Below are 21,574 nucleotides of genomic sequence, written 5' to 3'. Positions count from 1 at the left end.
TGTCAGGCGGGGGATAATAGGCTCACGGTTTCTGACGGTCGTGGGCGAGTTCGTCGACGACGGCGTCACGTAGCCCTTCGGCGTCCTCCGTCGCAGTAACCGTAACGTCGGCGTCGTCGTACGTCTCACCGAGGTCGGTCTTGTTGGAGACGACGAGAACGGGGGCGTCGAGTGACCGGATCTCGTCGAGTAGGGCGGTCTGTTCACCGACCGTGTAGCCGCACGTCTCCGACGGGTCGACGACGAAGACGACGAGGTCGGCGAGATGTTCGAGCGCCTCAACCGCTTGTTGCTCCATCTCGTTCCGCTCCTCGGCGGGACGGTCAAGCAAGCCGGGCGTGTCGACGACCTGATACGTCCTGTAGCCGTCCTCGATATGCCCCATACCGACGCCTTTGGTCGTGAACGCGTACTCGTTGATATCGGGGTTAGCGCGCGTCAGGGCGTCGAGGAGGGTCGACTTGCCGACGTTCGGCGCACCTGCGAGTACGGCGGTGGGTAGGTCGCGCACCTCGGGTACGTCGACGAGGCGCTGGCGCGCGTCGCGGAGTGTCTGGAGGTCGTCGGAAACGTCCTCAACGACCGACGAGATACGTGCGAAGGCGCGTTTACGAACCTCGATTGCTTCGGACGACGACGCGTTCGCCATCTCGCTCTGAGCCTCGTCGGCGATACGTCCGACCTGTTCGACAGCCCAGTCGACGCTCGAAAGCGCCTGACGTACCTCGTCTATATCGACCGCGGCGGAGGCGACGGCGATGTAGAAGCCGTCGAGACGGTCGAACGACGGGAACCCCTCGACGACGGCACCGAGACGCGAACCGACGCGGTTCGATGCCTTGGCGGTCATACCGCGCTGTGAGTCGACGCCGCTGTTCGTCTCCGAGACGCGCGACGCCTTCGCAAACGCGGCGTCGAGAACCTCCTCGGCGTCGGGTACGGGCGGTATACGTTCGAACGGTGTGGTCATGGACGGCGTAGCGGGCGACGGCGTAAAACGTTTCAGTTACGCAGACGGGTTTCGGATATGGAGCGAGCGAGAGCACATGTCCACGTTTCGGGGAAGGTACAGGGCGTCTACTACCGCGCGACCACACGCGACGAGGCACGCGAAAGAGGCGTGACGGGATGGGTGAAGAACCTCGACGACGGACGTGTGGAGGCTGTCTTCGAGGGAGACGAGGAAGCGGTGCAGGAGATGGTAGAGTGGTGTCACGGGGGGAGTTCGGCGGCGCGTGTTGACGATGTAGAGGTGGAGCGAGGGGAGGCGACGGGTGAGTTCGACGGCTTTGAGATACGTTACTGAGCGCGGGAAAAGCTTGATACTCTCGAAGGCTGAATACTACGCAATGACGGAGATAGTAAGAAACGAGGAACATAGCCGGGGCGCACCTACGGTAGAGGGTACAGGTATACGCGTAATCAACATAGCGTGCGCCTACGAGCACAACGGCTACTCACCCGACGAAGTAGCCGACTTCTACCCGTCGCTGACGCTCGAAGACGTACACACCGCGCTTGCATACTACTACGCCAACGTTGACGAGCTAAGGGACGGTCACGAACCCACCGCCGAAACCGTGGCATGATCTACTGCGACGAGAACGTCTGGATTTCAGGAGAGATACTTTACGCCTGAGACGCGGGGAGTATAACGTCCTTCACGTCACCCGCGCCTGCACGCCTCACAACACCCGCGACCACGTCGTCTACGTCGGCGAGCGACCTGTCGCCGCGTAGGACGACGAGACGCGCAGGTGCGCCTTCCTCGATAACGCCGCCTTCAACGCCGAGCGCACGCGCGCCGTTTACTGTCGCCATACGCAGAACCTCCTCGTCGGGGAGGTCGTAATGCTTCGATACGAACTCGGTCTCGCGCCAGACCGACGGGACGTTTAGCATCACGTTGTCGGTGCCGAGTGCAACGGTGGTCGCTTCGACGAGTTCTTCGACGGGCGGCTTTCCCACGCCGATTACGAGGTTACACCGCGGGCAGGCGACGACGGGCGTCTCCGTCTCTGCGAGACGGTCGAGATCCTCGTCGCGCGCGTGTACCATATGCACGAGAAACTCCGGGTCGTACGCGAACGCGCCGTCGATGTCGTCGGCGTCACGCTCGCCTGCGTGTATACCGAACGGCTTACCGCGTCGTCGCGCCTCCTCGCGTTCCTCCGTGAAGCCGTCGTCGCGTGCGCCGCTCGCGCCGTAGCCGTCGGCGACATCGAGAACCTCCGGAGGTCCGCTTCCAAGTGCGACCGCCTTGACGGGTGAGTCGTCGGTTACGGCGCGGAGATCCTCGGTTCCTTCGACGCCTTCCTCGCGGAAGTCGCCGAAGACGCCGACGCCCTCGGAGCGCATACGTTCGACCGTACGGCGCATCGCGGCGCGTTTCTCGTCGCGCGGCGTCGAACGGAGCATACGGTGTTTGTGGCTATCGGGTGGCGCGACGACCTCGTCGAGAGGTAGACCCCGTCCCGTCTCCTTAGCGACCGAGTCACCGATATGAGTATGCGCGTTGACGAGCGCCGGTATCACGACATCGTCGGTTTCGACCGCCTCCCCACGTACCTCAACGATACGCCCGTCCTCGACCATGACGGTTCCCTCGACAACCTCCATCGACTCACCGACGACGATACGCCCCTGTATCTCCATGGTTCAGAGACGCCGGGGACGCGAAAATGGCTTTCGAAGCTACGGTAGAGCGTCGGCACCGAGACGTTGGAGCGCCGTGTCGTGGTAGTAGGACGACCCGTCTATGACGGTTTCTTCGGCGACCGACGCACCGTAGAACTCGCTGTTCCTGATCTCTACCTTCGAGCCGGGTGCGTAAACTATACCGCGGAACTCGGAGCCGCCCTGGATATCTATCTCTGATTTGTCCCAGCCATTGTTGGACTGGGCATAGACGCGGAACGCATCCGTACTCTGTGCGTCGAATTCGACGCTATTGAGGACGAGATCAGCTGAGAAGGTGCTACGCTCGACGTATATCTCGACGGGGGCACCTCCGGTAACCTCAAACTCGCTTCCCTCAACTCGTATACGTCCGGAGTCTATGAACCCTTCCCCATCGAGCGCGATACGTACGGCTCCATCGGAGGTATCGAAGACGACGCGTTCGTCGTCCCAGCTTGACTGTATGGAGTTACTGGTATTGACGTAGTAGCCGCCGGAGTCAACTGTTACCTCTCCATCGGTACCACCGTCCGGTAGGGGAGGCGAGCCTTCAAGACCGGACACCACGCTCTTAACGCCCTCGTCAACCGACGGCGGAGGCATTCCCGCTGTTTCGTTCGGGGAGCCGTCAACCTTCTCGCCGGATACGGAGTCGTACATCGAGACTGTGACGGCTTCACCCGTGAACGAACCGCCGGTACGTTCGGCGGCAAACGGTGACGTACCACGGTTGGGTATGACGTCGTCGATATCGGACGGCGGTTCCACCGAAGAGACAGAGAATACGACGATGCCTGAGAGCAGAACCGTGAGACCAACCAGAAGGGCGACACCGATGACCGTAGACTGTGAACCGGCGGAGCATGTACGGCGACGCATCGGTACGGGGGTAGTTCAGCTCAACAGTTCAGTCTGTATGTTCATGAAGTAGAATAACCCGTGGTGTAATAAAGATCGGAGCCTGAACAGTGCCTGAACAGGTTCAACCGTCCGAGGAGGGTCGAAGAACTGTACAGACAGCCCTACGCTGTGGTGGGGTGACGATGATAAGACTAAGCGTGTCCGAGACGTAGATCGAGGGGTTCGGACTCACGTCTGTACCTGTCGTGGTACCCCTCAGCCCATCCGAGCATCCTGTCGGTGTCGTTCTGGAGAAGGACGCGCGCGATACCGTCTTCGTCGAAGGCGCTAACGAAGACGGTGTCATCTATTATCATCATGCCCATAGGTATCTCACCATCGTATACGTACGTCCCCGTCTCATCCGTCTCACCGATCTCGTCGAGCCTGTCGGTGTACCGTGAAATGATCGCGTCGGCAACCTTCTTCTCCACGACGTTCTTGACCGTAACACCACTATCGGCTATCGCATCGCTAAAAGCCTCGAAAGCCCTGTCGGTGATAACCGGGGAAAGACCACGTACACCGTCGGCGTCTTCGAGAGCCTCAATAAGACGCTCCGTCGGTGCATGCGGACTGTAGGAGCCGGAGACGGTTATCTCGGAGTCCACGAGGGTTTCCATACCGACACCGATCTCCGAGAAAGGTACGTACTCGAAGAAACGCGACAGCTTATCGAGCCCCGACATCGTTCCGACACAGTCGTCGAAGTACCCCTCAACGTACTCCCCAAGCGGCGTAGCCGTATAGATACCTTCGCTTTTCTCCGCCCAGTTGCGATCCTGTAGCTCCGACAGTATACGCTGGAAGGTGCTACGTGGCATTTCGAGACCTTCGCGTAGCTCTGCCGGTTCTCCGGAGTCCCGGACTATAGCCTTCAGAGCCACCACCCTGTTTGATGACGACGCGAGGTACTCGATACCTTCCGGCACCGTCTCCTCCGCCACCCCGTTTTGGATTTCGTAAGCCATCCTTTTTTAAATTTAGAGCTTTATACCGTTTTGACGGTTTGTACAAAAACGGTAACAACCACACGGATAAATATCTGTCGAGCGTTTCGGAAGGTGGAACACCCGAAATAAAAAGCCACCGGAACCGCGTAAATAACTCGACAAGCGTGACACGTCGGGGCTAAGAGGTAACAGCATGTTTTTATACGAACCGATACGAGGGTTAGTCTGTGAAAGGACGCGAGTGGTACCAGCAGGACGAGACCGCCGAGGAGTACGACGAATGGCGTTTCTCGCGCGGCGGCGAACTCGTCGACGAGGGTGAGAAGGAGGCGCTTTTCGACCTCGTCGGCGGCGTCGAAGGGAGGGATGTCCTCGAAGTGGCTTGCGGCACGGGTCGTTTCTCGGTAGAACTCGCCGAAAGCGGCGCGGACGTGACGGGTGTAGACATAAGCAAGCCGATGCTGATGAAGGGCGTCGGAAAGGCGCGCGAACGCGGCTTGGGCGTCGAGTTTCTCCGTGGCGACGCCAAACGTCTGCCCTTCGCCGACGACACGTTCGACCTCGTTCTCGGGATGCGTTTCTTCCATCTCGTCGACGAACCCGGAGCCTACCTGAGCGAGATGGCGCGCGTCTCTAAGGGGCGCGTCGTCTTTGACACATTCAACCGTGGAAGCGCACGCGTCGTCTACAACCGTTTCCTGCCCATGGGAAGCCGTCTCTACTCCGAGGAAGACGTGCAGGACGTGGTCGACTCGGCGGGCGTCGAACTCGTCGACAGACGCGATGACTTCGTTCTGCCGTTCGGTCTCTACCGCGCCATACCCAAGTCGCTCGCAAAGGGGTTCAGGGGTGTCGACGACGCCGTAAGGAGCGTCGGCGGCGACCGTCTTTCGAGCGTCACCTACTGGATGGTCGAGAAGTAGTTACTGCTTCTCCGCGAAGCGTTTCGCGGCGCTTTCGAAGAACGACGAGTAACGCATGAGTGAGGTTCCGAGTACGCTCATGACGAGGACGTAAGCGACGGCGAATGCGGGTACCGTATCCGTAACGAGAGGCGTGTCGAAAGCTCCCGTCGCGCCCGCGGCGACAGCGGCTATTACGAGAGAGAACTCGCCGCGTGTCACCATACCGAGACCGACGCGTGTGGAGCGCCTGACGCCGAGGTCGTAGACGCGTCCACCGACGTACCCCGTTGCGAACTTGACGGGGGCGGTGACGGCGACGGCGGCGACGAGAAGACCCGCGACGGGGACGATAAGCGACGGGTCGGTCGTGACGCCTATCCAGAAGAAGAAGAAGACGGCGGCGAAGACATCACGGACGGGTGATAGGAGCCTCTCCAGCACCTCGACGTGTCCCGTACCGCTGAAAGCCATGCCGACGAAGAAAGCCGCTACGGCTTCAGAGACGCCGAGTGCGAGCGCCGAACCCGCGACGAGTACGGTGACACCGACGGCGCGGAGCGTCTTCGCCTCGTTCGACCGTACGTCGAGGAGACGGTCGAAAAGGTCGCCGCCGATGTAGACGACGGCGACGAGGGCTGTTATGAAGCCGACGGCGACAGCCACGTCGGAGACGGCGTCTGTGAGTTCGCCGGTTCCGGTTACGAGAGCCGAGACGACAGCGAGGTAGACGGCGATAAACAGATCCTCGTAGACGAGTATACCGAGCATCGGGTCGCTCTCGTCGTTCGCGATCCAGCCGAGGTCGATGAGCGACTTGGTGATGATCGCGCTCGATGAGATGTAGACGGTACCGCCGACGAGGACCGCGGCTACGGCGTCGCCGAGCACGATGTAGCCGAGTAGAAAGCCGACGACGAGGTTGAGCAGATCGACCGTACCCGCGACGCCTATACGCCGTCTGTTCTCTACGAGACGGCTGAGAGAGAACTCCAAGCCGAGGAAGAAAAGGAGGAAGACGATACCGAGTTCAGCCCCGACCTCGACGAAGTCGTTGGCTTCGACGGCGGGCAGACCGTACTCTCCGGCGACGTACGGGCCTGCGACGACGCCCGACACGATGTAGAACGGTATGACCGACTGACCGAGGCGCGATGCGAGCGCCCCCGCGACGGCTACGACGGTAAACAGTATACCCGCTTCGAGTAGAAGTGCCGCCATCCATCAGCCGTCGTCCTCCGCCTCCTCTCTGAGCGTCTCGTAGCCCTCGCGCGGACCGACGAGGACGAGAGTCTGACCCGCCTCCAAGACGGCGTCGGAGCCGGGGTTCGGAACCGTGTTGTCGTCATCCTGTATAGCGACAACCGTCACGCCGTGTTCGGCGCGTATATCCGCGTCCGAGATGGTGACGCCGTCGAGCGCCGAACCCTCCTCTATCTCCACCCATTCGATGAGGTTTTCGTCGTCGGTCAGCGTCGCCTCCATGTTCTCGTCGGGAACGGGCTGGAAGTAAGCGCCTTCGAGTATAGAGCCGACGACGCGTGCCTCCTTGTTCGAGAGTTCGAGAACCTTCTCGGAGTCCTCGTCGGGGTCGGCGCGTGTGTAGACCTCGCGCCGCCCCGTGTTATGCAGTATGACTATGACCTCGTTGTCGTCGGATTCGAAGCTGAACTTCTTACCCACACCCGGTAGATCAGACTCCTTTACGTCCATGGACGGGGTTCGGAACGGTACGACAAAAGCGCGGCGGGAACTCAACGAGGACGATGAAGGCTTCTTTGAGGTCTTCGGAAGCGGTAGGACAGAAGCGCGGTGGGAACCGAGGAAGGGTCACCGGTACTCGGCGTCGACGTTTCCGAGCATGACGTGCTCGACATCGTCCTCGGATTCGAGACTGTCCTTGAGGCTGTTGATATACTCCTTGTGCTCCTCTAACTGTTCACGGAGATGTTCGTTTTCGAGTTCGAGACGTTCCTGCTCGCGCAGAACCTGTCTGGGAACCTCGACCTTGGGCGGGAACTCCTCGTCGTCGCCACCGCCGCGCCCCTCATGCACGAGTTCGACCGCGCCGTCGTGTTTAACGAGCATATCGACGTACTCACGGAAGATCTCGGAGAGTGAGGCGTCGCGTTCGTCTCCTATACGCGACAGCGTCTCGAACGTGTCCTCTGAGACACGGAAGGAGACTATCTTGTCCTTGTTTTCGGGCATCCTGTTGTACGTTCTTCGAACCCGTGTAACTTAACTCTAACTCAGAAGATAGTTATGCGACGGTCGCCACGGTGCTGTATGGTAGAAAGATACGCAAGGGCGCGCGTCGACGGACGGACGGTCGAAGGCGGTTTCGTGGACAACGGCGACGGTACGGTGACTATCGACGGAGAAACCGCCGACTACGCCGACCTTCTCGCCCCGTGCGAACCGTCGGCGCTCTACTGCGTCGGTAGGAACTACGCAGAGAAGATAGACCAGATGGAGTACGAGGTGCCCGACGTACCCGACTTCTTTATAAAGCCCGCGACGAGCGTCCTCGCTCCCGGCGACGGTATCGTCTACCCCGACTGGACGGACGAACTCACGTACGCGGGCGAACTCGCCGCGGTCATCGGCGAGGACTGTCACGACGTTGACGAGGACGAGGTGGGCGACCACGTACGCGGCTACACGGTTATGAACGACCTCGACGCACTCGATCAGGAACGCCGGACGGCGCGTAAGGCGTTCGACGGCTCCGCGCCTCTGGGACCCTGTGTCGCCGACATCGACCCGTCGGGACTCGGTATAGAAACCTACGTCGGCGGGGAGAAGAGGCAGGACGCCAACACCGACATGATGATATTCGGAGCCGAGGAACTCGTCTCTTTCATCTCGCGCAGGTTCACGTTACGCGAGGGCGATGTCGTCGCTTTCGGTAGCCCCGCGAACCCCGGAAGACTCGAACGCGGCGACGACGTAGAGATCACGTACGAGGGCGTGGGTACGCTCAGAAACCAGGTGGTCTGAGAGGGGTCACGGTTCGAAAGGGTTTGTGTGAACGCATGGCGGATACAACGGACGTGTGCAGGTCTGAGAGAGGTCACGGTTCGAAAGGGTTTGTCGCGGTTACGATCCTGTCGACATCGGTCGCATCGAAGCCGTCGTCGAAGGAATAGAGGTAGTCAAAGCCCTTCCTCCTCATGTACGCGACTATCAGTGAGTCGACGAAAGAAAGCGCCTCGTACCTGCAGAAGGTCGCCTTTGCGTCTGCGAAGTCGTCGGCGTTCGTACGTCTTATACGGAACCGGTCGTTCTCTTCGAGACGCGTCAGGAACTCTGTGGCGAGTTCGTGCCCTCCTTTCTCGTTCAGACCGTTCAGCGTCTCGGCGACGACGTAGCCGAGAACCACGCCGTTAGGCAGTGTCCCGTCGTCTATCCCGTGGAGTAGTTCGACGCCTTCGTCGTGTCGTGTATCGCGTGGGTACGCCGCGGCGAAAAGAACCGTCGTGTCTACGACCGCTTGGGGCATCAGTTAACACCGAAGGCGTCGTGTTCCTCGACGACATCGGTTTCGTCGCCGTCGTCGACGTACCTTTCGGGTTCCCAGTCATCGAACGTCCGCGTCGTTTTGTGTACGACATCGACTGTTAACTCACCGTCCTCGTAACGCCAACGCAGTGCGTCGCCGTCGTCTATCTCCAACGACCTACGTATCTCCGCGGGTATGTTCGCCTGATTCCCCGAAACCTTGCTCTCGGAGACGAACGCCTCTTTCTCGGTCATAGGGGATGTTCTACTCCCTGAGACATAAGTGTGGCTGTTACACTACCAGAGCGCCGCCATTCTCGGCGAACCTTTCGTCGCCGTCGTCTCTCTCGTAGACGACCTCGCCGCGCCGTAGGACGGTACGGGGAAAGACGCCGTCGAAGCCCTCGAAAGGCGTCCATCCGCACCGCGTGTGTAGACGGTCGTCGCGGATCGTCTCGAACGTCTCGTCGAAGATAGCTATATCAGCGTCGTTTCCTTCACGTATCGCCCCCTTGTCCCCGAAGCCGAGGATACGCGCCGGTGCTTGGGCGACGAGTTCTACGACGTGCGACAGCAGGAGTTCGTCGTCGAGTGCGAGCGCGAGAAGAAGAGGGTAGACCGTCTCGACACCCGGTACGCCCGACGGAGCTTCCGCGACCGTGGCGTCCTTCTCCTCCGCGGTATGCGGCGCGTGGTCTGTGGCGACGCAGTCGACAGCGCCTTCGATGAGACGTTCGAAAAGGCGTCTACGCGCGTTCTCGGAGCGCAGGGGCGGGTTCATCCTGCCGTACGTACCGAGTTCTCCGAGATCGTCACGCGAAAGCAGAAGATGGTGCGGCGTGACCTCGCAGGTGTGGCGCGTCTCGTCGATGATGTCGACCGACCGCGGATGCGACACATGAGCGAAATGGACGGCTTCGTCTGCGACATCGACGGCGCGCTCCACCGCCGTGATTTCCGCCTCGGGCGGACGGTGACGCGACCAAGCATCGGCGTCGTCGTTGTCGAGATCCACGTCGACGAACTCGTCGGAGTCCTCCGCATGGACGGTCACGAGTTCGCCACGTGAACCGACGCGTCGTACGGCGCGCTCGAAAAGCGACGCGTCGACGCCCATCTCGCCCGTCGAGTCCGCCATGAAGACCTCGCCGTACGCCGAGACGGGGCGGTCGAAAAGCTCGTCGGGTCGCCAGTCGGGGGTTACGCCCGCGTTGATACCGTGGTCTACGACGGCACGTGACGCGAGTTGGCGTTTCTCGTCGAACGCCGCGCCGTCGACCGTCGGCGGGTCGGTGTTGGGCTGGTCTACGACGGTTGTCACGCCGCCCGCGACCGCGGAACGTGAACCCGAACGCCAGTCCTCCTTCTGTGTCGCACCGGGTTCGCGGAAATGGACGTGTGCGTCGACAGCGCCGGGTAGTACGAGCGCGCCGTCCGCATCGACGGTGCGATCCACCGAACCGTCGCGTACCGACTCGGCGATACGCGTAACGACGCCGTTCTCTACACGTATCTCGACATCCTCGGGTTCGCGTGTCGCACCATGGAGTACGCGACCGTTTACGACCGCGACGGAGGTCATTCGGCGTCTAACCCCGGTTCGCGTGTCTCGACAACCCCCGACAGATCGCGTTGGGGGAACGGCATCTCGATACCCTCTTCGTCGAAACGGTTCTTGACGTTCTCTATGTACTCCGAACGCGACTTAACGAAGTCGGACCGCGACGGGTCGGATATCCAGATACGTGACTGAAGCCCGACGTACGAGTCGGCGAGCTCCGTGACGCGTACCGACGGCGCGGGGTCGTTGAGTATACCGTCGTGCGCCTCCGCCTCCTCGACGATAATCCCCGTCGCCTCCGCTATGTCGTCCTCGTACCCTATACCGAAGACGAACTTGAGCCTAAGACGGTCGCCGTCGACAGGGTTCTTGACGACGTTCTCCGTAAGCGACGAGTTGGGGACTGTGAGGAGTTCGTTGTCGAAGGTACGTACGCGCGTGACACGGAGGGATATATCCTCGACGACGCCTGAGTACGTACCGTCCTCCCACTCTATCCAGTCGTCCGTTTTGAACGGACGTTCGGTGTAGATGAAGACGCCGCTGACGAAGTTACGTATGACGTTCTGCGTGGCGAGACCGATGGCGAGCGTAGCGGCGGCGGCGATAGTGGCGAGCGAGGTAAGTATACTCCCGAACCCCGCGGCGGCGAACGCTGTGCCGAAGGCTACGAAGACGACGAGGAAACGCGTTATACGCATCAGGGGACGGCGGGCGTGTCTGTCAACACCTCTGTCGTCGAGTATACGTTTTATCAGAGGTTCGGCTGTCGAACGCGCGATCAGGTAGATACCGACGAAGACGGCGACGAAGACGGCGGCGGTGAAGACGGGGTCGGCGAGGTAGCTACCGAGCGGTGAGTCTCTCAGGTACCGCGGTGCCTCTAACAACGTGTACTCCTCCTATGCATCATACCCCGGTGAACGTGTTTATACTGTATAGACCTTGTGCCTGTACCCGACAGACTCTTTGCGCCGACGGACGTTTCGGTGGTATGCCGACGGTAGAGTACCTCAACTACGAGGTTGTCGAGGAGAAGGGATGGGACGTGGACGGCGATCCGTTCGAGAAGGCGAGCGAAGCTGACCTGTCGGACGAGGACTACGGCGAGTTCGAGGTCGACGAGGACGAGTACATACTCGACGCCGCGGAGCGCGAAGGGCACGCGTGGAACCACGAATGCCGCGCGGGGACGTGCGCAACCTGCGCCGGTATCGTCGTCGAGGGCGAGGTCGAGATGGACGTACCCCCCATACTCAGCCCCGGCGAGGCCGACGACGGCTTCCGACTGACGTGTATCGGATTTGCGAAGACAGACGCCAAGATACTTTACAACGCCAAGGGGTCCGACAGGCTCGACATACTCGTCTGACTACACGAGGTCGGGCGTAAACGGGTACTCCCACGTCTCCCCGTCCGACGCCTTGACCGCGGCGATGACGCAGAAGACGAGGTTGAGTATACCGAGCACGACGAGGAAAAGTACGCCTATGACGATCAGTATCAGGAAAGCAGAGATAATGCTGTAGACGGTGAAGGCTATCTGCCAGTTGAGCGCATTTCTGGAGTTCTCCTTGACGAAGCCGTCCTCGGTTACGATATAGACGACGAGGGGTCCGAGTATCCAAGTGACGAGCGCGATAAGATGTGTGAGCGCCCCCATCGTCGTGTCGCCGGAGTCACCGACGCGGGTTCCGGCGTCACCTGCGCCAACGCCCTCGGTGTCCCAGCCCGACGAAACGGACGTGCCGCCGTCGAGCGACTCGCCGCACCGGCTACAGTACGCGCTGTCGTCCGAAACCTCCTCGCCACACGACGGGCAGTACATGCATACGGTGTCGGAGCGGGGCGACTAAAGGCTCACGGTCGTCAACGTCCGACCAACCGTGGGTTATATGGCCGTCGTATCCGTACTACCGACGATGACAGCCGAAAGCTACTTTATCTTCGTTGTAGAGACCCTCCTACCTCTGCTGATCTTCGCCGTGTTACTGGGTTTAGTTGTCTACGTCTCGACGTACCTCGCGCTGAGGAACTTCTTCGGCGGAAAGAGCTGGGATGAGGTTAACGAGTAGCTACAGTAGCTCCGCGAACCCGAACTCCGGCTTCGTCTCCGTGACGCGCGCCTCCACCGTCTCGCCCTCCTCGCCGTCCTCGACGAAAAGTACGTATCCATCGACGCGTACGATACCGTCGCCCTCGTCGCCTTCGTCGGTTACCTCCGTCTCTATTACGTCGCCTTCGCTCACGGGCGCGTCGACGCGTCCGAGACCGACGACGTAGACCTCCGAACTCTCGTCGCGGGACGCATCGGGTGAGTATGTCGCGATGTCCTCGAAGGCGTCGTCTACCTCGTCGCGGAACTCGTTCACAGTATCGCCCTGAAACACCTTGACGACGAGGTAGCCGCCGGGTACGAGGAGACGGCGCGCGACTTCGAGTGAGTTACGCGCGAGATGTACGGAACGCGCGTGGTCGAGCGTCCATTCTCCCGATATGTCCGGCGACGCGTCGGAGATGACGACGTCGGCGCTGTCGTCGACCGCCTCCGAAACGCGCTCCTTCGTCTCGTCCTCAGTAACGTCACCGCGCAGGAACTCGACCTGCGCGCCCGAACCGCCGCCCGCCTCCGGTGCGTTGAATTCCTTGACCGGAGCGAGGTCGACACCGACCACCTTTCCTTCGTCCCCGACGCGCTCCGCCGCAACCTGCGACCAACCGCCCGGCGACGCGCCTATGTCGACGACCGTGTCGCCCGGCGAGAGCACGCCGAACTCGTCGTCTATCTGTCTAAGCTTGTACGCCGACCGCGCACGGTACCCTTCGTCGTCGGCGCGTCTCTTGTAGTCCACACCGCGGTTTCGAGCCGGTTTCGCAAAGCTTTTTCTTTTAGGCATTCCTAACATAGGGTATGTCAGCCGAAACCGAAGAGGAGTTCGATGAAGAGGATCTGCCCGACGCGTGTCTGGGTACGCTGAACAGTATCAGAAGCTACTCGACAAAGCCCGGAAGAACTGTGTTCGTGGAGCAAGGCAACCCCGACGGCTGGATATCGACCGACGAGACAGCCGAGGTACTCAAGTAAAAAACGTCCGCGGTTAACCGCTGTCTTCTGTTCCTCTACTGTCTATCTTCTGTTTCCCTACCGTCCTCCTACCTGACCGCTTTCTTCGATCGCCTTACTGCTTCAACGAGTCGTCTTCGAGGTAGTGCTCGATATGGTGCGCGTCCTCCTCGACCTGCACGAGGTTGTCACGCAGAATCTCGGCTGTCGTGTGATCGCCGAGATCCTGAACGAGCGCGATATGGTCACGGAGCGTCTCGATTATATCGCCGTACATCTCAAGGTCTTTCCCAAGCGACGTCCGTATGTCGTAGACGTCCTCGTCCTCAGCCTCAACCGGCGACTTCTCGTCCAACGTTACCATGCTCGCGTGGGGAACGCCGCCGAGAGCCTGTGCGCGCTCTGCGAGTTCGTCGGCGAAGTCCTCGGCGTTTTCGGCGGCGTCACCGAGGAAAAGATGCAGGTCGCGGAACTCCGGACCCTCCACGTTCCAGTGGTGCTTCCTAAGCTGGTGGTACAGCGTGTAAGTCGCCGCGAGGTCGGTGTTCAGCGCGTCGATTATCTGCTCCGACTTCTCCTCGTCGATACGTAGTTCGTTGCTCTCTACATCGCCCGCTTCCTGAAGTACCGAACCGTGCTCTTGGGTGCTCATGCTCATCCTCACGTAGGGTACGGAGCCTCTTATAGCTTTCTACTGTAAAAGATTTGTTTTGGTTAGCCAAAATATTTTTTTGATAACCTTCACCATGCTCTTGTAAACGGGGGACAAAACAGTGTTATGGAAGTCGTAGACATAGACCATGTCGCACTCCGTGTGACGGACATCGACGAGTCGCTTAGGTTCTACCGCGGGGCGCTTGGGCTGGAGGTACGTGATAGAGACCGTTTTGAGAACGGCGAGACGCCTTTCGTCGCCGTCGTCACGGGCGGACGGCATCTGCATCTCGTTCCGACCGACGACGAGGTGGACGTCGGCGGCGAACACGTCTGTCTCCTCGCCCGTTCGTCGGAGGAGGATACGTGGGACGAGGCGGAGGCGCTCGCCGACGAGATACGTGACGCAGGATACGAGGTCGAGAATGGCGAACCCCACGGGCGGTACGGAGCCTACGGCTACGACCCCGCCGTCTACGTACGCGATCCCGACGGACGCCGTGTCGAGCTAAAGCTACATTAGGACGGGTTCTGCCCCCTGTACGTAACGCGAAGCCGCCGACGGTGCCCCTCCGTCGTATGTGTACGGCGGTCGGTTAGGTAAGACTAAGGAGCGCTGGCGGTAACCCAAGACACGATGTCGGGATCACGTGCGCCGAGACCGTCCGACGGGGACGTTTCGACGTACACGAAGCTAAGGAAAGCTTTCCTAACGGGGGTCTCCATCGTCGTACCCGCCGTCGTGACGCTCTACGTCCTGAAGATAGCCTTCGACTTCCTCTTCGGCGCTCTGAGTCCGCTCGTGGGTCTCATCGAAGGACTCGGCGCTATCGGCGACGAGGGTACGCTGATAGCGAAGGCGCTCGCGCTCGTCCTTCTCGTGGGCGCTATCTTCGCCGTCGGCTCCGCCATGCGTCTGAGCTATGGAGAGCGCGCCGTCGGCTACTTCGATGAGGTCGTGGAGGCGGTGCCGGGTATCGGGGCTGTCTACACGAGCTTCCGACAGATGGGTGACGTTCTCCTCGACGGCGACGCAGAGAGCTTCCGCGAGGTCTACCTCGTTGAGTTCCCGTACGACGGCTGTTACGTCGTCGGCTTCCAGACATCGGAGCCTCCGGAGAGCTTCGAGGACGCGACGGGCGAGGATATGGTTACGTTGTTTCTACCTCTCGCCCCCAACCCGATGATGGGTGGCTTCCTCGCGCATATGCCTAAGGAGAACGTGGTCGAGGTGGATATGACGGTTGAGGAGGGCGTGCGGTCGGTGGCTACGCTCGGTATAGGCGTCGCGGACGACGACGAAACGGGTGTCGATGACGATATCGACGTAAAGAAGCTTCTCGGAAGGTACGAGGAAAAGGTACTCAACAGGGACGATGATGAGAGGAACCGGTAACGAAAACGATTTGCGCGACGGGGCTTCAGTTTATGTAAGAGAGATGAGCGACATAATCGCCGTCGTCGACGATGAAAAGTGCAACCCCAACAAGTGCGAGCACGAATGCATCAACTTCGACCCTCTCAACAGGTCGCCGACGGGGGCGGACGGCTTCCATATAGACGACGAAACAGGGAAGGCGCGTATCTCCGAGAGCGTGGTTATGGAAGGGCACCGGGTGTGCGCGACGAAATGTCCCTTCGACGCTATACAGATAGTCAACCTCGAAAAGGAGACGGGCGAGAAGCTACACCAGTACGGCGAAAACGGCTTCAGGCTGTACGGTCTTCCCGCGCCGAAGGAGGGCAAGGTCGTGGGTGTTCTCGGTCGGAACGGAACGGGTAAGTCGACCGCCCTCCGTATACTCGCGGGCGATCTCAAGCCCAACCTCGGCGAGTACGACGACGGCGTCGGCTGGGACAACGTGGTGACGGCGCACCGTGGCACGGAGCTACAGACCTACTTCGAAAGGCTTGCGGAGGAAGGCGTCGTCGCTTCGTCTAAGATTCAGCGCGTCGACGAGATACAGGACGCCTTCGGCGGACGCGTCGACGAACTCCTTGAACAGCTCGACGAACGCGGTAACGTCGGACGCCTCGTCGAAACGCTCGACATGGAGGAGGCGGTTTCGAAGGACGTCGGTTCGCTCTCCGGCGGAGAGCTACAACGCGTCGCTGTCGCGGGATGTCTCGCGCGCGACGCCGACGTCTACCTTCTCGACGAACCGTCGTCGTTCCTCGACGTGAAGCAGAGGCTCAACGTTGCGCGGGCTATACGGAACGAGACGGCGGACGCCGACGGCGACAGACGCGCCGTCGTCGTCGAACACGACCTTGCGACACTCGACGTTGTCGCCGATCTCGTCCACGTCGCCCACGGCGAACCCGGAGCTTACGGTATGATATCGAACGCGATGTCGTCGCGCGTCGGCGTCAACCAGTACCTGCGCGGATACCTCAAGAGCCACAACCTCCGTATACGCGACGAGGAGATCACGTTCGAGCGCGGTACGGCAGGTACGTCGATAGGCGAAACCGTTGTCGAGTACCCGACGCTGCAAAAGAAGTTCGGCTCCTTCGAACTAAACGTCGAGTCGGGCGACCTGCGCGAGGGTGATGTCGTCGGCGTCTTGGGCGAGAACGCGATCGGTAAGTCGACGTTTGTCAAGATGCTCGCGGGCGAACTCGAACCCGATAACACAAGCCTCGACGCGCCCGCGACGTTCGCGCACAAGCCTCAGCATCTCGAAGCTCAGGACGTCAAGGTTGAGTACCTCCTGATGCAGGACGTCGAGATGAACCAGCGTTTCGAAAGCTTCGTCGAGCGCCCTCTCGGACTCGATGAACTGTACGACAGAAACGCGACCGATCTCTCAGGCGGCGAACTCCAGCGCGTCGGCGTCGCGGCTTGTCTGGGACAGCAAGCCGACGTCTACCTCCTCGACGAGCCTTCGGCGTACCTCGATGTCGAGACGCGTGTCTCACTCGCAAAGACGTTACGCCGGTTCGCACGCGACGCCGAGGTACCCGTCGTCGTCATCGATCACGACCTCGTCTTCCTCGACTACATCGCCGACCGCGCCATGGTCTTCGACGGCGAACCGGGTGTTCGCGGACACGCGGGTGCGCCCGACGACGTTTCGGACGGCTTCAACGACTTCCTTTCGACCGTGGATATGACGTTCCGTAAGGATCCCGACACGGGCAGACCGCGCGCAAACAAGCCGGGGAGCCAGAAGGACAGGGAGCAACGTCAGACCGACGAGTTCTACGAGTAACGGCTTTCCCCGATCGACGGCTACCAACAGGTTTAATCTGCCGTCGCGCATCGGTAGAACGACAGACAGCCGATACCTCTAATGAACTACCAGCGCCTCATAGACTGGGTTGACGACCGTATCACCGAGTCACCCGGAAAGGTAATACTCGCGTTTCTCCTCGTCACCGCCGTCTTCTTTACGGGGTTGGGTAGCGTAGAGAGCGAGTCGGGTCAGCAACAGTTCATAGAGGATCTTTCTTCGTTTGAGGCTTTCGAGGATATACAGCGTAACTTCAACGAAAGCTTCTCAGAGACCGACCTGTCGACCACTATCCTCGTGGACTCGCAGAACGCACTGTCGAAACAGGGGCTTCTCAGGACGTTACGCGGACAGAAGAGGCTGGAGGAGTACGACCCGCTGATAGTGATCTCGTCCGACAGCCCCGCCGAGACGGTGGCGCGCGAACTCGACCCCGACGCTTCCACGGTTTCGGAGATGATACTCGCCGTCGAGTCGGCGACGGAGGGCGAGATAGACTCCGCGGTTCGTTCGGTGGACGCGGTAGGCGGCGGTTTAGGTGACGTGAGCGACGACTTCAACCCGGAAGCCGCGTCCGCCACCGCGGCTGAGATGTCGATAACACACGAGGGTTCGGAGGAACCTAACAACAGGGAGGAGAAGATAAACCGCGTGCTGTCGACCGTCGACGGTAAGTTCCGTGTTCTCGGCGACGCGCCCGACACGAACACCACCTCTCTCCTTATCGTGATGCCCGCGGCGTTGTTCTTCATAACGCTGTTCCTGATCGTCGCCTACCGCGATCTCATAGACCTGCTCATCGGTCTCCTTGCGATAGTAATAACCCTGATCTGGACGTTCGGCTTCCTCGGTCTCGCAGGAATACCGTTCAGCGTTCTCATAGTCGCCGTACCGCCTTTACTCATAGCCGTCGGCATCGACTTCGGTATACATTCGGTCAACAGGTACAGGGAGGAGACCGTCAAAGGGAAAGGTATCGTCGAGTCGATGAGGATAACCACCGACCAGCTTCTCGTCGCCTTCTTCATCGTAACCGGAACGTCGACCATAGGCTTCCTGTCGAACCTCGTTAGCGCCTTCCCGCCCGTACGTGACTTCGGTCTCGCCGCCGCCGTCGGCATCTCGTTCACGTTCCTCATCTTCGGTATCTTCCTCCCTTCGATGAAGGTCTACGCCGACAGGTCGCGCGAGTCATTGCCTATACCACAGATGGGTAACACGCCGCTTGGCTCCGACGAATCGCCGCTGGGTAAGGCGCTTAGCGTCGGCGTGGTCGCGGCTGACAAGGCTCCTGTCGCGCTCCTCGTAGTTATAGTCGCTTCGACGGGTGCCGTAGGCGTGTACGCGACGGGCGTCGACACGGGGTTCGGACCCGACGACTTCCTCCCCTCCGCCGAGACGCCCGACTACCTCCAGAGCCTGCCTGAGTCCATACGTCCGCCCGCCGAGTACGACTACGTTAAGAACGATAACTTCCGTGACAGGAAGTTTGATCAGACCGATCAGGTTCTTATGTACGTACAGGGACCGATGGAGAGGAACGGCGCTCTCGATCAGATAGACCGTGTCGGGAAGACACCGCCACCGACCTTTGAGCGCGATGGCGGGCGCGTTGATGACAGTAGCGTTATAGGTATCATCGAGGCGGTGGCTGAGACCGACCCGCGTTTCGCCGAACTCGTAGAGAGGAACGACGCAAACGGCGACGGAGTACCCGAAAACAACCTCGACGAGGTCTACGACGCCCTCTACGACACACCGTCGAGCGGTATAAGCAACTTCGTCAGCGAGGACAGGGACAGCGCACGTATCGTCTACTCGGTCGACACCGACGCGTCGGATACCGCCGTCACCGAGGACGCGTACGCTCTCGCCGACAGGTACAGGTATGACGCACAGCCGACGGGGTTTGCGGTTATCTTTCAGGAGGCTACGGACGTGATATTCACAACCGTCGTCGAGAGCCTCGTACTTACACTCATAGGAGCCGCGATCTTCCTCGTAGCCGTCTACTGGGTTCTCAAAGGAAAGCCCGCGTTGGGTATAGTCAACACGTTCCCTATCATTACCACCGTCGTACTCATAGTGGCGACGATGCGTTACTTCGACATTAGCTTCAACGTCATAAACGGCTCCATAGTCGCTATAACCATCGGTCTCGGTATCGACTACTCCGTACATGTCGTCCACAGGTTCGCCGATGAGTTCGAGGAGAAGGACCTTATACCCGCGCTCCGGCGTACGGTCGTCGGAACCGGGGGCGCTCTAACGGGTAGCATGCTGACGACGGTCTTCGGCGTCGGAGTCATAGGTCTCGCCGTCAACCCCGCTCTCGCCGTCTTCGGTATACTCACGGCGTCGAGCGTCTTCTACGCCTACCTGACATCGCTGTTCCTCCTGCCGACCGTCGTCGTCGCGTGGGAACGTCTCGTCGGCTTCAGGTAGCTTAGTCGGATGCGCCGAGAGGTTCGGAGTAGATATGCCTGCCGTCGAAAAACAGCATGTCGACGCCCATACCGGCGATGGACAGGCTTCCGAGGACGGCGAGTACGAGAGGGAGCGTCTCCGTAGTCCCTGTGAACCCGAACGGCAACGAAAGACCGAGGAAGACGTTACCCAGACCCGCAAGCCTGTACCATCCGAAACGTTCCGTAACGCGTGTGTCGAAGCCCGCAAGGAGGTTGAGAACACCCGCAACACCGAGCGCGGATACCTGAACGGCGAACAGAGGGCTGTCGAGTAGAGCGCCGGGGATGAGAGCAACAGACGCCGTGGAGGTCAGGAGTAGAAACGCACCGACGACGGCGCTAAGACGCCGTTGGGTTTTCTGTTTCATACGTCGAACTGGCGTCTACCGGACAAAAAGCTTCGGCTGTGGGAAGAACCGTCATACGAGGCGGTTACTGTCTGTCACGGTTACTGTTATGAGTCTCCGCGCCCATCTTCACGTATGCCCGAAACACTCGAACTCGTCTGTACCGACGACGGCTGTACGCTCGACATGTTCGAGCTACATTACACGTACGAGATACCCGACGACACGACGAAAGACGACTTTTCGTGCCCGTACTGCGGAGGGAACGAACTGACCGGGACGGACGTCTAAGCATGCCGGAGGTCGTTCAGATATTCGTCACGACGCCTTCGCTCGATGAGGCGCGCCCTTTCTACGAGGACGCGCTCCGTCTCAAACCCGAACGCGTCGGCGAGACGAGCGTCGAGTACGCGACACGAGGCGAGGGCGGCGGAGCTTCTCTCAAGGTACAGGAGGAGTTCGACGACGAAACCTTCGCCGAGTTCGGTCTGCGCCCCCCGCCCGAACCGCCCGCGCGGGGCGACGGGGCGGTCTTCGTACTCGGCGTCGAAAGTATCGACGAGACCGTGAAACGCGTCGAGAACGGCGTCGGTGAGGTCGTGCAGAAACAGCGTTCGGTTCCGTGGGGCGACCGTATCGCACTCGTCCGTTCGCCCGCGGGGTACGTCTACGAGCTAAGGGACTGAGACAGCGCCGTCGCCCTCGTCTTCCGCCGTTTCGAGCGAAGCGAACCCCGCGCGTACCTCCTCGTACGTCTCGTCGAGAGCCTGAACGATGACCTTTGTGTCGCTCGTGACGGGCATGAAGTTGGTGTCACCCTCCCACCGCGGGACGATGTGTGTATGGAGATGGTCGTCTATAGAGCCGCCCGCGCCCGTACCGAGGTTCAGACCCGTGTTGAAGCCGTCGGGCGAGAGCGAGGCGCGGAGAGCGTCGAAGGTCGCCTGTTTGAGACGCGCGTGATCGACGAGCGTCTCGTCGTTGAGTTCGGCGTACTCCCCCGTATGCGTATGCGGAACAACCATGACGTGTCCGGGGTTGTACGGGCTGTTGTTGAGGACGACGAAGGACTGCGACGACCGAGCGACGACGCGTTTCCCACGGTCGTCGTCCGTGTCCCTCATACCGCAGAAGACGCATCCGTCGTCTCCTCCGTCGTCGCGTCTTACCCAGTCGATACGCCACGGAGCGAAGACCTGTTCCATACAGAAAGGTCGGCTTGGTATGACTTGGCTCTGGTGAATCACTAGGTAGCGATGGATTGTATCGTTAGAGCAAGGAGAATGAAGCGGGAAACATCGAGTTG

General features: G+C 60.3%; 29 protein-coding genes. 13 read left to right on the top strand and 16 right to left on the bottom strand.

The window, feature by feature from the left end:
• Positions 1-22: 22 nt before the first annotated feature.
• The gene (locus EGH25_RS10970; protein WP_266088518.1) at positions 23-970 is read right to left on the bottom strand and encodes an NOG1 family protein; all 948 of its coding nucleotides are present in this window, start codon (positions 968-970) and stop codon (positions 23-25) included.
• A 57-nt stretch (positions 971-1,027) separates the two neighbouring features.
• Between EGH25_RS10970 and EGH25_RS10965 the strand changes: the two genes are divergently transcribed.
• Positions 1,028-1,306: an acylphosphatase gene (locus EGH25_RS10965; protein ID WP_266088517.1), complete on the top strand. Its 279-nt coding sequence runs from the start codon at positions 1,028-1,030 to the stop codon at positions 1,304-1,306.
• Positions 1,307-1,349: 43 nt separating this feature from the next.
• Positions 1,350-1,589, top strand: a complete 240-nt coding sequence (locus tag EGH25_RS10960; protein WP_266088516.1) for a DUF433 domain-containing protein — start codon at positions 1,350-1,352, stop codon at positions 1,587-1,589.
• Positions 1,590-1,629: 40 nt separating this feature from the next.
• Here the strand turns inward: EGH25_RS10960 and EGH25_RS10955 are convergent, their stop codons facing one another.
• From EGH25_RS10955 to EGH25_RS10945, 3 genes are all read right to left on the bottom strand, one after another.
• Positions 1,630-2,655, bottom strand: coding sequence for an amidohydrolase family protein (locus EGH25_RS10955; protein WP_266088515.1), 1,026 nt, complete (start codon positions 2,653-2,655; stop codon positions 1,630-1,632).
• 39 nt (positions 2,656-2,694) lie between these two features.
• Positions 2,695-3,558 carry a DUF7305 domain-containing protein gene (locus EGH25_RS10950; RefSeq protein ID WP_266088514.1) on the bottom strand — a complete coding sequence of 288 codons (864 nt, stop codon included), beginning with the start codon at positions 3,556-3,558 and terminating at the stop codon, positions 2,695-2,697.
• A gap of 173 nt (positions 3,559-3,731) precedes the next feature.
• Positions 3,732-4,550 carry a helix-turn-helix transcriptional regulator gene (locus EGH25_RS10945; RefSeq protein ID WP_266088513.1) on the bottom strand — a complete coding sequence of 273 codons (819 nt, stop codon included), beginning with the start codon at positions 4,548-4,550 and terminating at the stop codon, positions 3,732-3,734.
• Between the two features lie 209 nt (positions 4,551-4,759).
• Here EGH25_RS10945 and EGH25_RS10940 point away from each other — a divergent pair, with 209 nt between their 5' ends.
• Positions 4,760-5,455 carry a class I SAM-dependent methyltransferase gene (locus tag EGH25_RS10940; protein WP_266088512.1) on the top strand — a complete coding sequence of 232 codons (696 nt, stop codon included), beginning with the start codon at positions 4,760-4,762 and terminating at the stop codon, positions 5,453-5,455.
• On the opposite strand, the gene EGH25_RS10935 is transcribed toward EGH25_RS10940, so the two are convergent.
• The 3 genes from EGH25_RS10935 to EGH25_RS10925 form a co-directional block, all read right to left on the bottom strand.
• Entirely contained in the window at positions 5,456-6,655 is a 1,200-nt protein-coding gene (locus EGH25_RS10935; RefSeq protein ID WP_266088511.1) for a cation:proton antiporter, read from the bottom strand.
• Between the two features lie 3 nt (positions 6,656-6,658).
• Positions 6,659-7,147: a cation:proton antiporter regulatory subunit gene (locus tag EGH25_RS10930; protein WP_266088510.1), complete on the bottom strand. Its 489-nt coding sequence runs from the start codon at positions 7,145-7,147 to the stop codon at positions 6,659-6,661.
• 117 nt (positions 7,148-7,264) lie between these two features.
• Positions 7,265-7,645, bottom strand: coding sequence for a DUF8146 domain-containing protein (locus tag EGH25_RS10925; protein WP_266088509.1), 381 nt, complete (start codon positions 7,643-7,645; stop codon positions 7,265-7,267).
• Between the two features lie 78 nt (positions 7,646-7,723).
• Here EGH25_RS10925 and EGH25_RS10920 point away from each other — a divergent pair, with 78 nt between their 5' ends.
• On the top strand, positions 7,724-8,437 hold the full coding sequence (locus tag EGH25_RS10920; RefSeq protein ID WP_266088508.1) for a fumarylacetoacetate hydrolase family protein: 714 nt from the start codon (positions 7,724-7,726) through the stop codon (positions 8,435-8,437).
• Positions 8,438-8,510: 73 nt separating this feature from the next.
• Here EGH25_RS10920 and EGH25_RS10915 read toward each other — a convergent pair whose 3' ends face one another.
• Genes EGH25_RS10915 through EGH25_RS10900 form a run of 4 tightly spaced genes read right to left on the bottom strand, consistent with a single transcriptional unit; the run spans position 8,511 to position 11,389 of the window.
• The gene (locus tag EGH25_RS10915) at positions 8,511-8,939 is read right to left on the bottom strand and encodes a type II toxin-antitoxin system VapC family toxin (protein WP_266088507.1); all 429 of its coding nucleotides are present in this window, start codon (positions 8,937-8,939) and stop codon (positions 8,511-8,513) included.
• A complete protein-coding gene (locus EGH25_RS10910) occupies positions 8,939-9,193 on the bottom strand; it encodes an AbrB/MazE/SpoVT family DNA-binding domain-containing protein (RefSeq protein ID WP_266088506.1) in 255 nt (84 codons plus the stop codon). Before EGH25_RS10910 ends, EGH25_RS10915 begins: the two co-directional genes overlap by 1 nt.
• A 37-nt stretch (positions 9,194-9,230) precedes the next feature.
• Positions 9,231-10,520, bottom strand: a complete 1,290-nt coding sequence (locus EGH25_RS10905) for a dihydroorotase (protein ID WP_266088505.1) — start codon at positions 10,518-10,520, stop codon at positions 9,231-9,233.
• On the bottom strand, positions 10,517-11,389 hold the full coding sequence (locus EGH25_RS10900; RefSeq protein WP_338071907.1) for a mechanosensitive ion channel family protein: 873 nt from the start codon (positions 11,387-11,389) through the stop codon (positions 10,517-10,519). The genes EGH25_RS10905 and EGH25_RS10900 overlap by 4 nt, the downstream gene beginning before the upstream one ends.
• Positions 11,390-11,493: 104 nt before the next feature.
• On the opposite strand from EGH25_RS10900, the gene fer reads away from it, so the two are divergent.
• Entirely contained in the window at positions 11,494-11,871 is a 378-nt protein-coding gene (fer, locus tag EGH25_RS10895; protein ID WP_266088504.1) for a ferredoxin Fer, read from the top strand.
• On the opposite strand, the gene EGH25_RS10890 is transcribed toward fer, so the two are convergent.
• Positions 11,872-12,327, bottom strand: coding sequence for a magnetosome magnetite crystal formation protein family (locus tag EGH25_RS10890; RefSeq protein ID WP_266088503.1), 456 nt, complete (start codon positions 12,325-12,327; stop codon positions 11,872-11,874). It abuts the gene before it with no gap.
• Between the two features lie 94 nt (positions 12,328-12,421).
• Between EGH25_RS10890 and EGH25_RS10885 the strand changes: the two genes are divergently transcribed.
• Positions 12,422-12,574 (top strand): hypothetical protein, encoded by a 153-nt coding sequence (locus tag EGH25_RS10885; protein WP_266088502.1) that lies wholly within the window; start codon positions 12,422-12,424, stop codon positions 12,572-12,574.
• Here EGH25_RS10885 and EGH25_RS10880 read toward each other — a convergent pair whose 3' ends face one another.
• Positions 12,575-13,396 (bottom strand): 23S rRNA (uridine(2552)-2'-O)-methyltransferase, encoded by an 822-nt coding sequence (locus EGH25_RS10880; protein ID WP_420841104.1) that lies wholly within the window; start codon positions 13,394-13,396, stop codon positions 12,575-12,577.
• 14 nt (positions 13,397-13,410) lie between these two features.
• Between EGH25_RS10880 and EGH25_RS10875 the strand changes: the two genes are divergently transcribed.
• Positions 13,411-13,584, top strand: coding sequence for a hypothetical protein (locus tag EGH25_RS10875; RefSeq protein ID WP_266088498.1), 174 nt, complete (start codon positions 13,411-13,413; stop codon positions 13,582-13,584).
• Between the two features lie 94 nt (positions 13,585-13,678).
• On the opposite strand, the gene dpsA is transcribed toward EGH25_RS10875, so the two are convergent.
• Positions 13,679-14,215 carry a DNA starvation/stationary phase protection protein DpsA gene (dpsA, locus tag EGH25_RS10870; protein WP_266088496.1) on the bottom strand — a complete coding sequence of 179 codons (537 nt, stop codon included), beginning with the start codon at positions 14,213-14,215 and terminating at the stop codon, positions 13,679-13,681.
• Positions 14,216-14,341: 126 nt separating this feature from the next.
• On the opposite strand from dpsA, the gene EGH25_RS10865 reads away from it, so the two are divergent.
• The 4 genes from EGH25_RS10865 to EGH25_RS10850 all read left to right on the top strand — a co-directional run bounded on the left by EGH25_RS10865 (position 14,342) and on the right by EGH25_RS10850 (position 19,898).
• On the top strand, positions 14,342-14,740 hold the full coding sequence (locus tag EGH25_RS10865; protein WP_266088494.1) for a VOC family protein: 399 nt from the start codon (positions 14,342-14,344) through the stop codon (positions 14,738-14,740).
• Between the two features lie 114 nt (positions 14,741-14,854).
• On the top strand, positions 14,855-15,613 hold the full coding sequence (locus EGH25_RS10860) for a DUF502 domain-containing protein (RefSeq protein ID WP_266088493.1): 759 nt from the start codon (positions 14,855-14,857) through the stop codon (positions 15,611-15,613).
• Positions 15,614-15,656: 43 nt separating this feature from the next.
• On the top strand, positions 15,657-17,432 hold the full coding sequence (locus EGH25_RS10855) for a ribosome biogenesis/translation initiation ATPase RLI (RefSeq protein ID WP_266088491.1): 1,776 nt from the start codon (positions 15,657-15,659) through the stop codon (positions 17,430-17,432).
• Between the two features lie 81 nt (positions 17,433-17,513).
• Complete coding sequence (locus EGH25_RS10850) at positions 17,514-19,898, top strand: efflux RND transporter permease subunit (RefSeq protein ID WP_266088489.1); 2,385 nt, start codon at positions 17,514-17,516, stop codon at positions 19,896-19,898.
• A 1-nt stretch (position 19,899) separates the two neighbouring features.
• Here the strand turns inward: EGH25_RS10850 and EGH25_RS10845 are convergent, their stop codons facing one another.
• A complete protein-coding gene (locus EGH25_RS10845) occupies positions 19,900-20,289 on the bottom strand; it encodes a DUF7994 family protein (RefSeq protein WP_266088487.1) in 390 nt (129 codons plus the stop codon).
• A gap of 114 nt (positions 20,290-20,403) precedes the next feature.
• On the opposite strand from EGH25_RS10845, the gene EGH25_RS10840 reads away from it, so the two are divergent.
• Complete coding sequence (locus EGH25_RS10840; RefSeq protein WP_266088485.1) at positions 20,404-20,559, top strand: DUF7559 family protein; 156 nt, start codon at positions 20,404-20,406, stop codon at positions 20,557-20,559.
• A gap of 2 nt (positions 20,560-20,561) precedes the next feature.
• Positions 20,562-20,954 (top strand): VOC family protein, encoded by a 393-nt coding sequence (locus EGH25_RS10835; protein ID WP_266088483.1) that lies wholly within the window; start codon positions 20,562-20,564, stop codon positions 20,952-20,954.
• On the opposite strand, the gene EGH25_RS10830 is transcribed toward EGH25_RS10835, so the two are convergent.
• Positions 20,943-21,473, bottom strand: a complete 531-nt coding sequence (locus EGH25_RS10830; RefSeq protein WP_266088481.1) for an HIT family protein — start codon at positions 21,471-21,473, stop codon at positions 20,943-20,945. The genes EGH25_RS10835 and EGH25_RS10830 overlap by 12 nt on opposite strands.
• Positions 21,474-21,574 lie beyond the last annotated feature (101 nt).

The organism is Halorutilus salinus (genome assembly GCF_026242195.1).
Classification (GTDB): Archaea; Halobacteriota; Halobacteria; order Halobacteriales; family Halorutilaceae; genus Halorutilus; species Halorutilus salinus.
Note: the sequence above shows the minus strand (reverse complement) of the source record. Positions and strands in the feature narration are given on the sequence as shown.

Bases quoted from the DNA above. Each gene is read 5' to 3' on its own strand.
- EGH25_RS10970 (WP_266088518.1), bottom strand. From the start codon at position 970: ATGACCACACCGTTCGAACGTATACCGCCCGTACCCGACGCCGAGGAG.
- EGH25_RS10965 (WP_266088517.1), top strand. From the start codon at position 1,028: ATGGAGCGAGCGAGAGCACATGTCCACGTTTCGGGGAAGGTACAGGGC.
- EGH25_RS10960 (WP_266088516.1), top strand. From the start codon at position 1,350: ATGACGGAGATAGTAAGAAACGAGGAACATAGCCGGGGCGCACCTACG.
- EGH25_RS10955 (WP_266088515.1), bottom strand. From the start codon at position 2,655: ATGGAGATACAGGGGCGTATCGTCGTCGGTGAGTCGATGGAGGTTGTC.
- EGH25_RS10950 (WP_266088514.1), bottom strand. From the start codon at position 3,558: ATGCGTCGCCGTACATGCTCCGCCGGTTCACAGTCTACGGTCATCGGT.
- EGH25_RS10945 (WP_266088513.1), bottom strand. From the start codon at position 4,550: ATGGCTTACGAAATCCAAAACGGGGTGGCGGAGGAGACGGTGCCGGAA.
- EGH25_RS10935 (WP_266088511.1), bottom strand. From the start codon at position 6,655: ATGGCGGCACTTCTACTCGAAGCGGGTATACTGTTTACCGTCGTAGCC.
- EGH25_RS10930 (WP_266088510.1), bottom strand. From the start codon at position 7,147: ATGGACGTAAAGGAGTCTGATCTACCGGGTGTGGGTAAGAAGTTCAGC.
- EGH25_RS10925 (WP_266088509.1), bottom strand. From the start codon at position 7,645: ATGCCCGAAAACAAGGACAAGATAGTCTCCTTCCGTGTCTCAGAGGAC.
- EGH25_RS10920 (WP_266088508.1), top strand. From the start codon at position 7,724: ATGGTAGAAAGATACGCAAGGGCGCGCGTCGACGGACGGACGGTCGAA.
- EGH25_RS10915 (WP_266088507.1), bottom strand. From the start codon at position 8,939: ATGCCCCAAGCGGTCGTAGACACGACGGTTCTTTTCGCCGCGGCGTAC.
- EGH25_RS10910 (WP_266088506.1), bottom strand. From the start codon at position 9,193: ATGACCGAGAAAGAGGCGTTCGTCTCCGAGAGCAAGGTTTCGGGGAAT.
- EGH25_RS10905 (WP_266088505.1), bottom strand. From the start codon at position 10,520: ATGACCTCCGTCGCGGTCGTAAACGGTCGCGTACTCCATGGTGCGACA.
- fer (WP_266088504.1), top strand. From the start codon at position 11,494: ATGCCGACGGTAGAGTACCTCAACTACGAGGTTGTCGAGGAGAAGGGA.
- EGH25_RS10890 (WP_266088503.1), bottom strand. From the start codon at position 12,327: ATGTACTGCCCGTCGTGTGGCGAGGAGGTTTCGGACGACAGCGCGTAC.
- EGH25_RS10885 (WP_266088502.1), top strand. From the start codon at position 12,422: ATGACAGCCGAAAGCTACTTTATCTTCGTTGTAGAGACCCTCCTACCT.
- EGH25_RS10880 (WP_420841104.1), bottom strand. From the start codon at position 13,396: ATGCCTAAAAGAAAAAGCTTTGCGAAACCGGCTCGAAACCGCGGTGTG.
- EGH25_RS10875 (WP_266088498.1), top strand. From the start codon at position 13,411: ATGTCAGCCGAAACCGAAGAGGAGTTCGATGAAGAGGATCTGCCCGAC.
- dpsA (WP_266088496.1), bottom strand. From the start codon at position 14,215: ATGAGCACCCAAGAGCACGGTTCGGTACTTCAGGAAGCGGGCGATGTA.
- EGH25_RS10865 (WP_266088494.1), top strand. From the start codon at position 14,342: ATGGAAGTCGTAGACATAGACCATGTCGCACTCCGTGTGACGGACATC.
- EGH25_RS10860 (WP_266088493.1), top strand. From the start codon at position 14,855: ATGTCGGGATCACGTGCGCCGAGACCGTCCGACGGGGACGTTTCGACG.
- EGH25_RS10855 (WP_266088491.1), top strand. From the start codon at position 15,657: ATGAGCGACATAATCGCCGTCGTCGACGATGAAAAGTGCAACCCCAAC.
- EGH25_RS10850 (WP_266088489.1), top strand. From the start codon at position 17,514: ATGAACTACCAGCGCCTCATAGACTGGGTTGACGACCGTATCACCGAG.
- EGH25_RS10845 (WP_266088487.1), bottom strand. From the start codon at position 20,289: ATGAAACAGAAAACCCAACGGCGTCTTAGCGCCGTCGTCGGTGCGTTT.
- EGH25_RS10840 (WP_266088485.1), top strand. From the start codon at position 20,404: ATGCCCGAAACACTCGAACTCGTCTGTACCGACGACGGCTGTACGCTC.
- EGH25_RS10835 (WP_266088483.1), top strand. From the start codon at position 20,562: ATGCCGGAGGTCGTTCAGATATTCGTCACGACGCCTTCGCTCGATGAG.
- EGH25_RS10830 (WP_266088481.1), bottom strand. From the start codon at position 21,473: ATGGAACAGGTCTTCGCTCCGTGGCGTATCGACTGGGTAAGACGCGAC.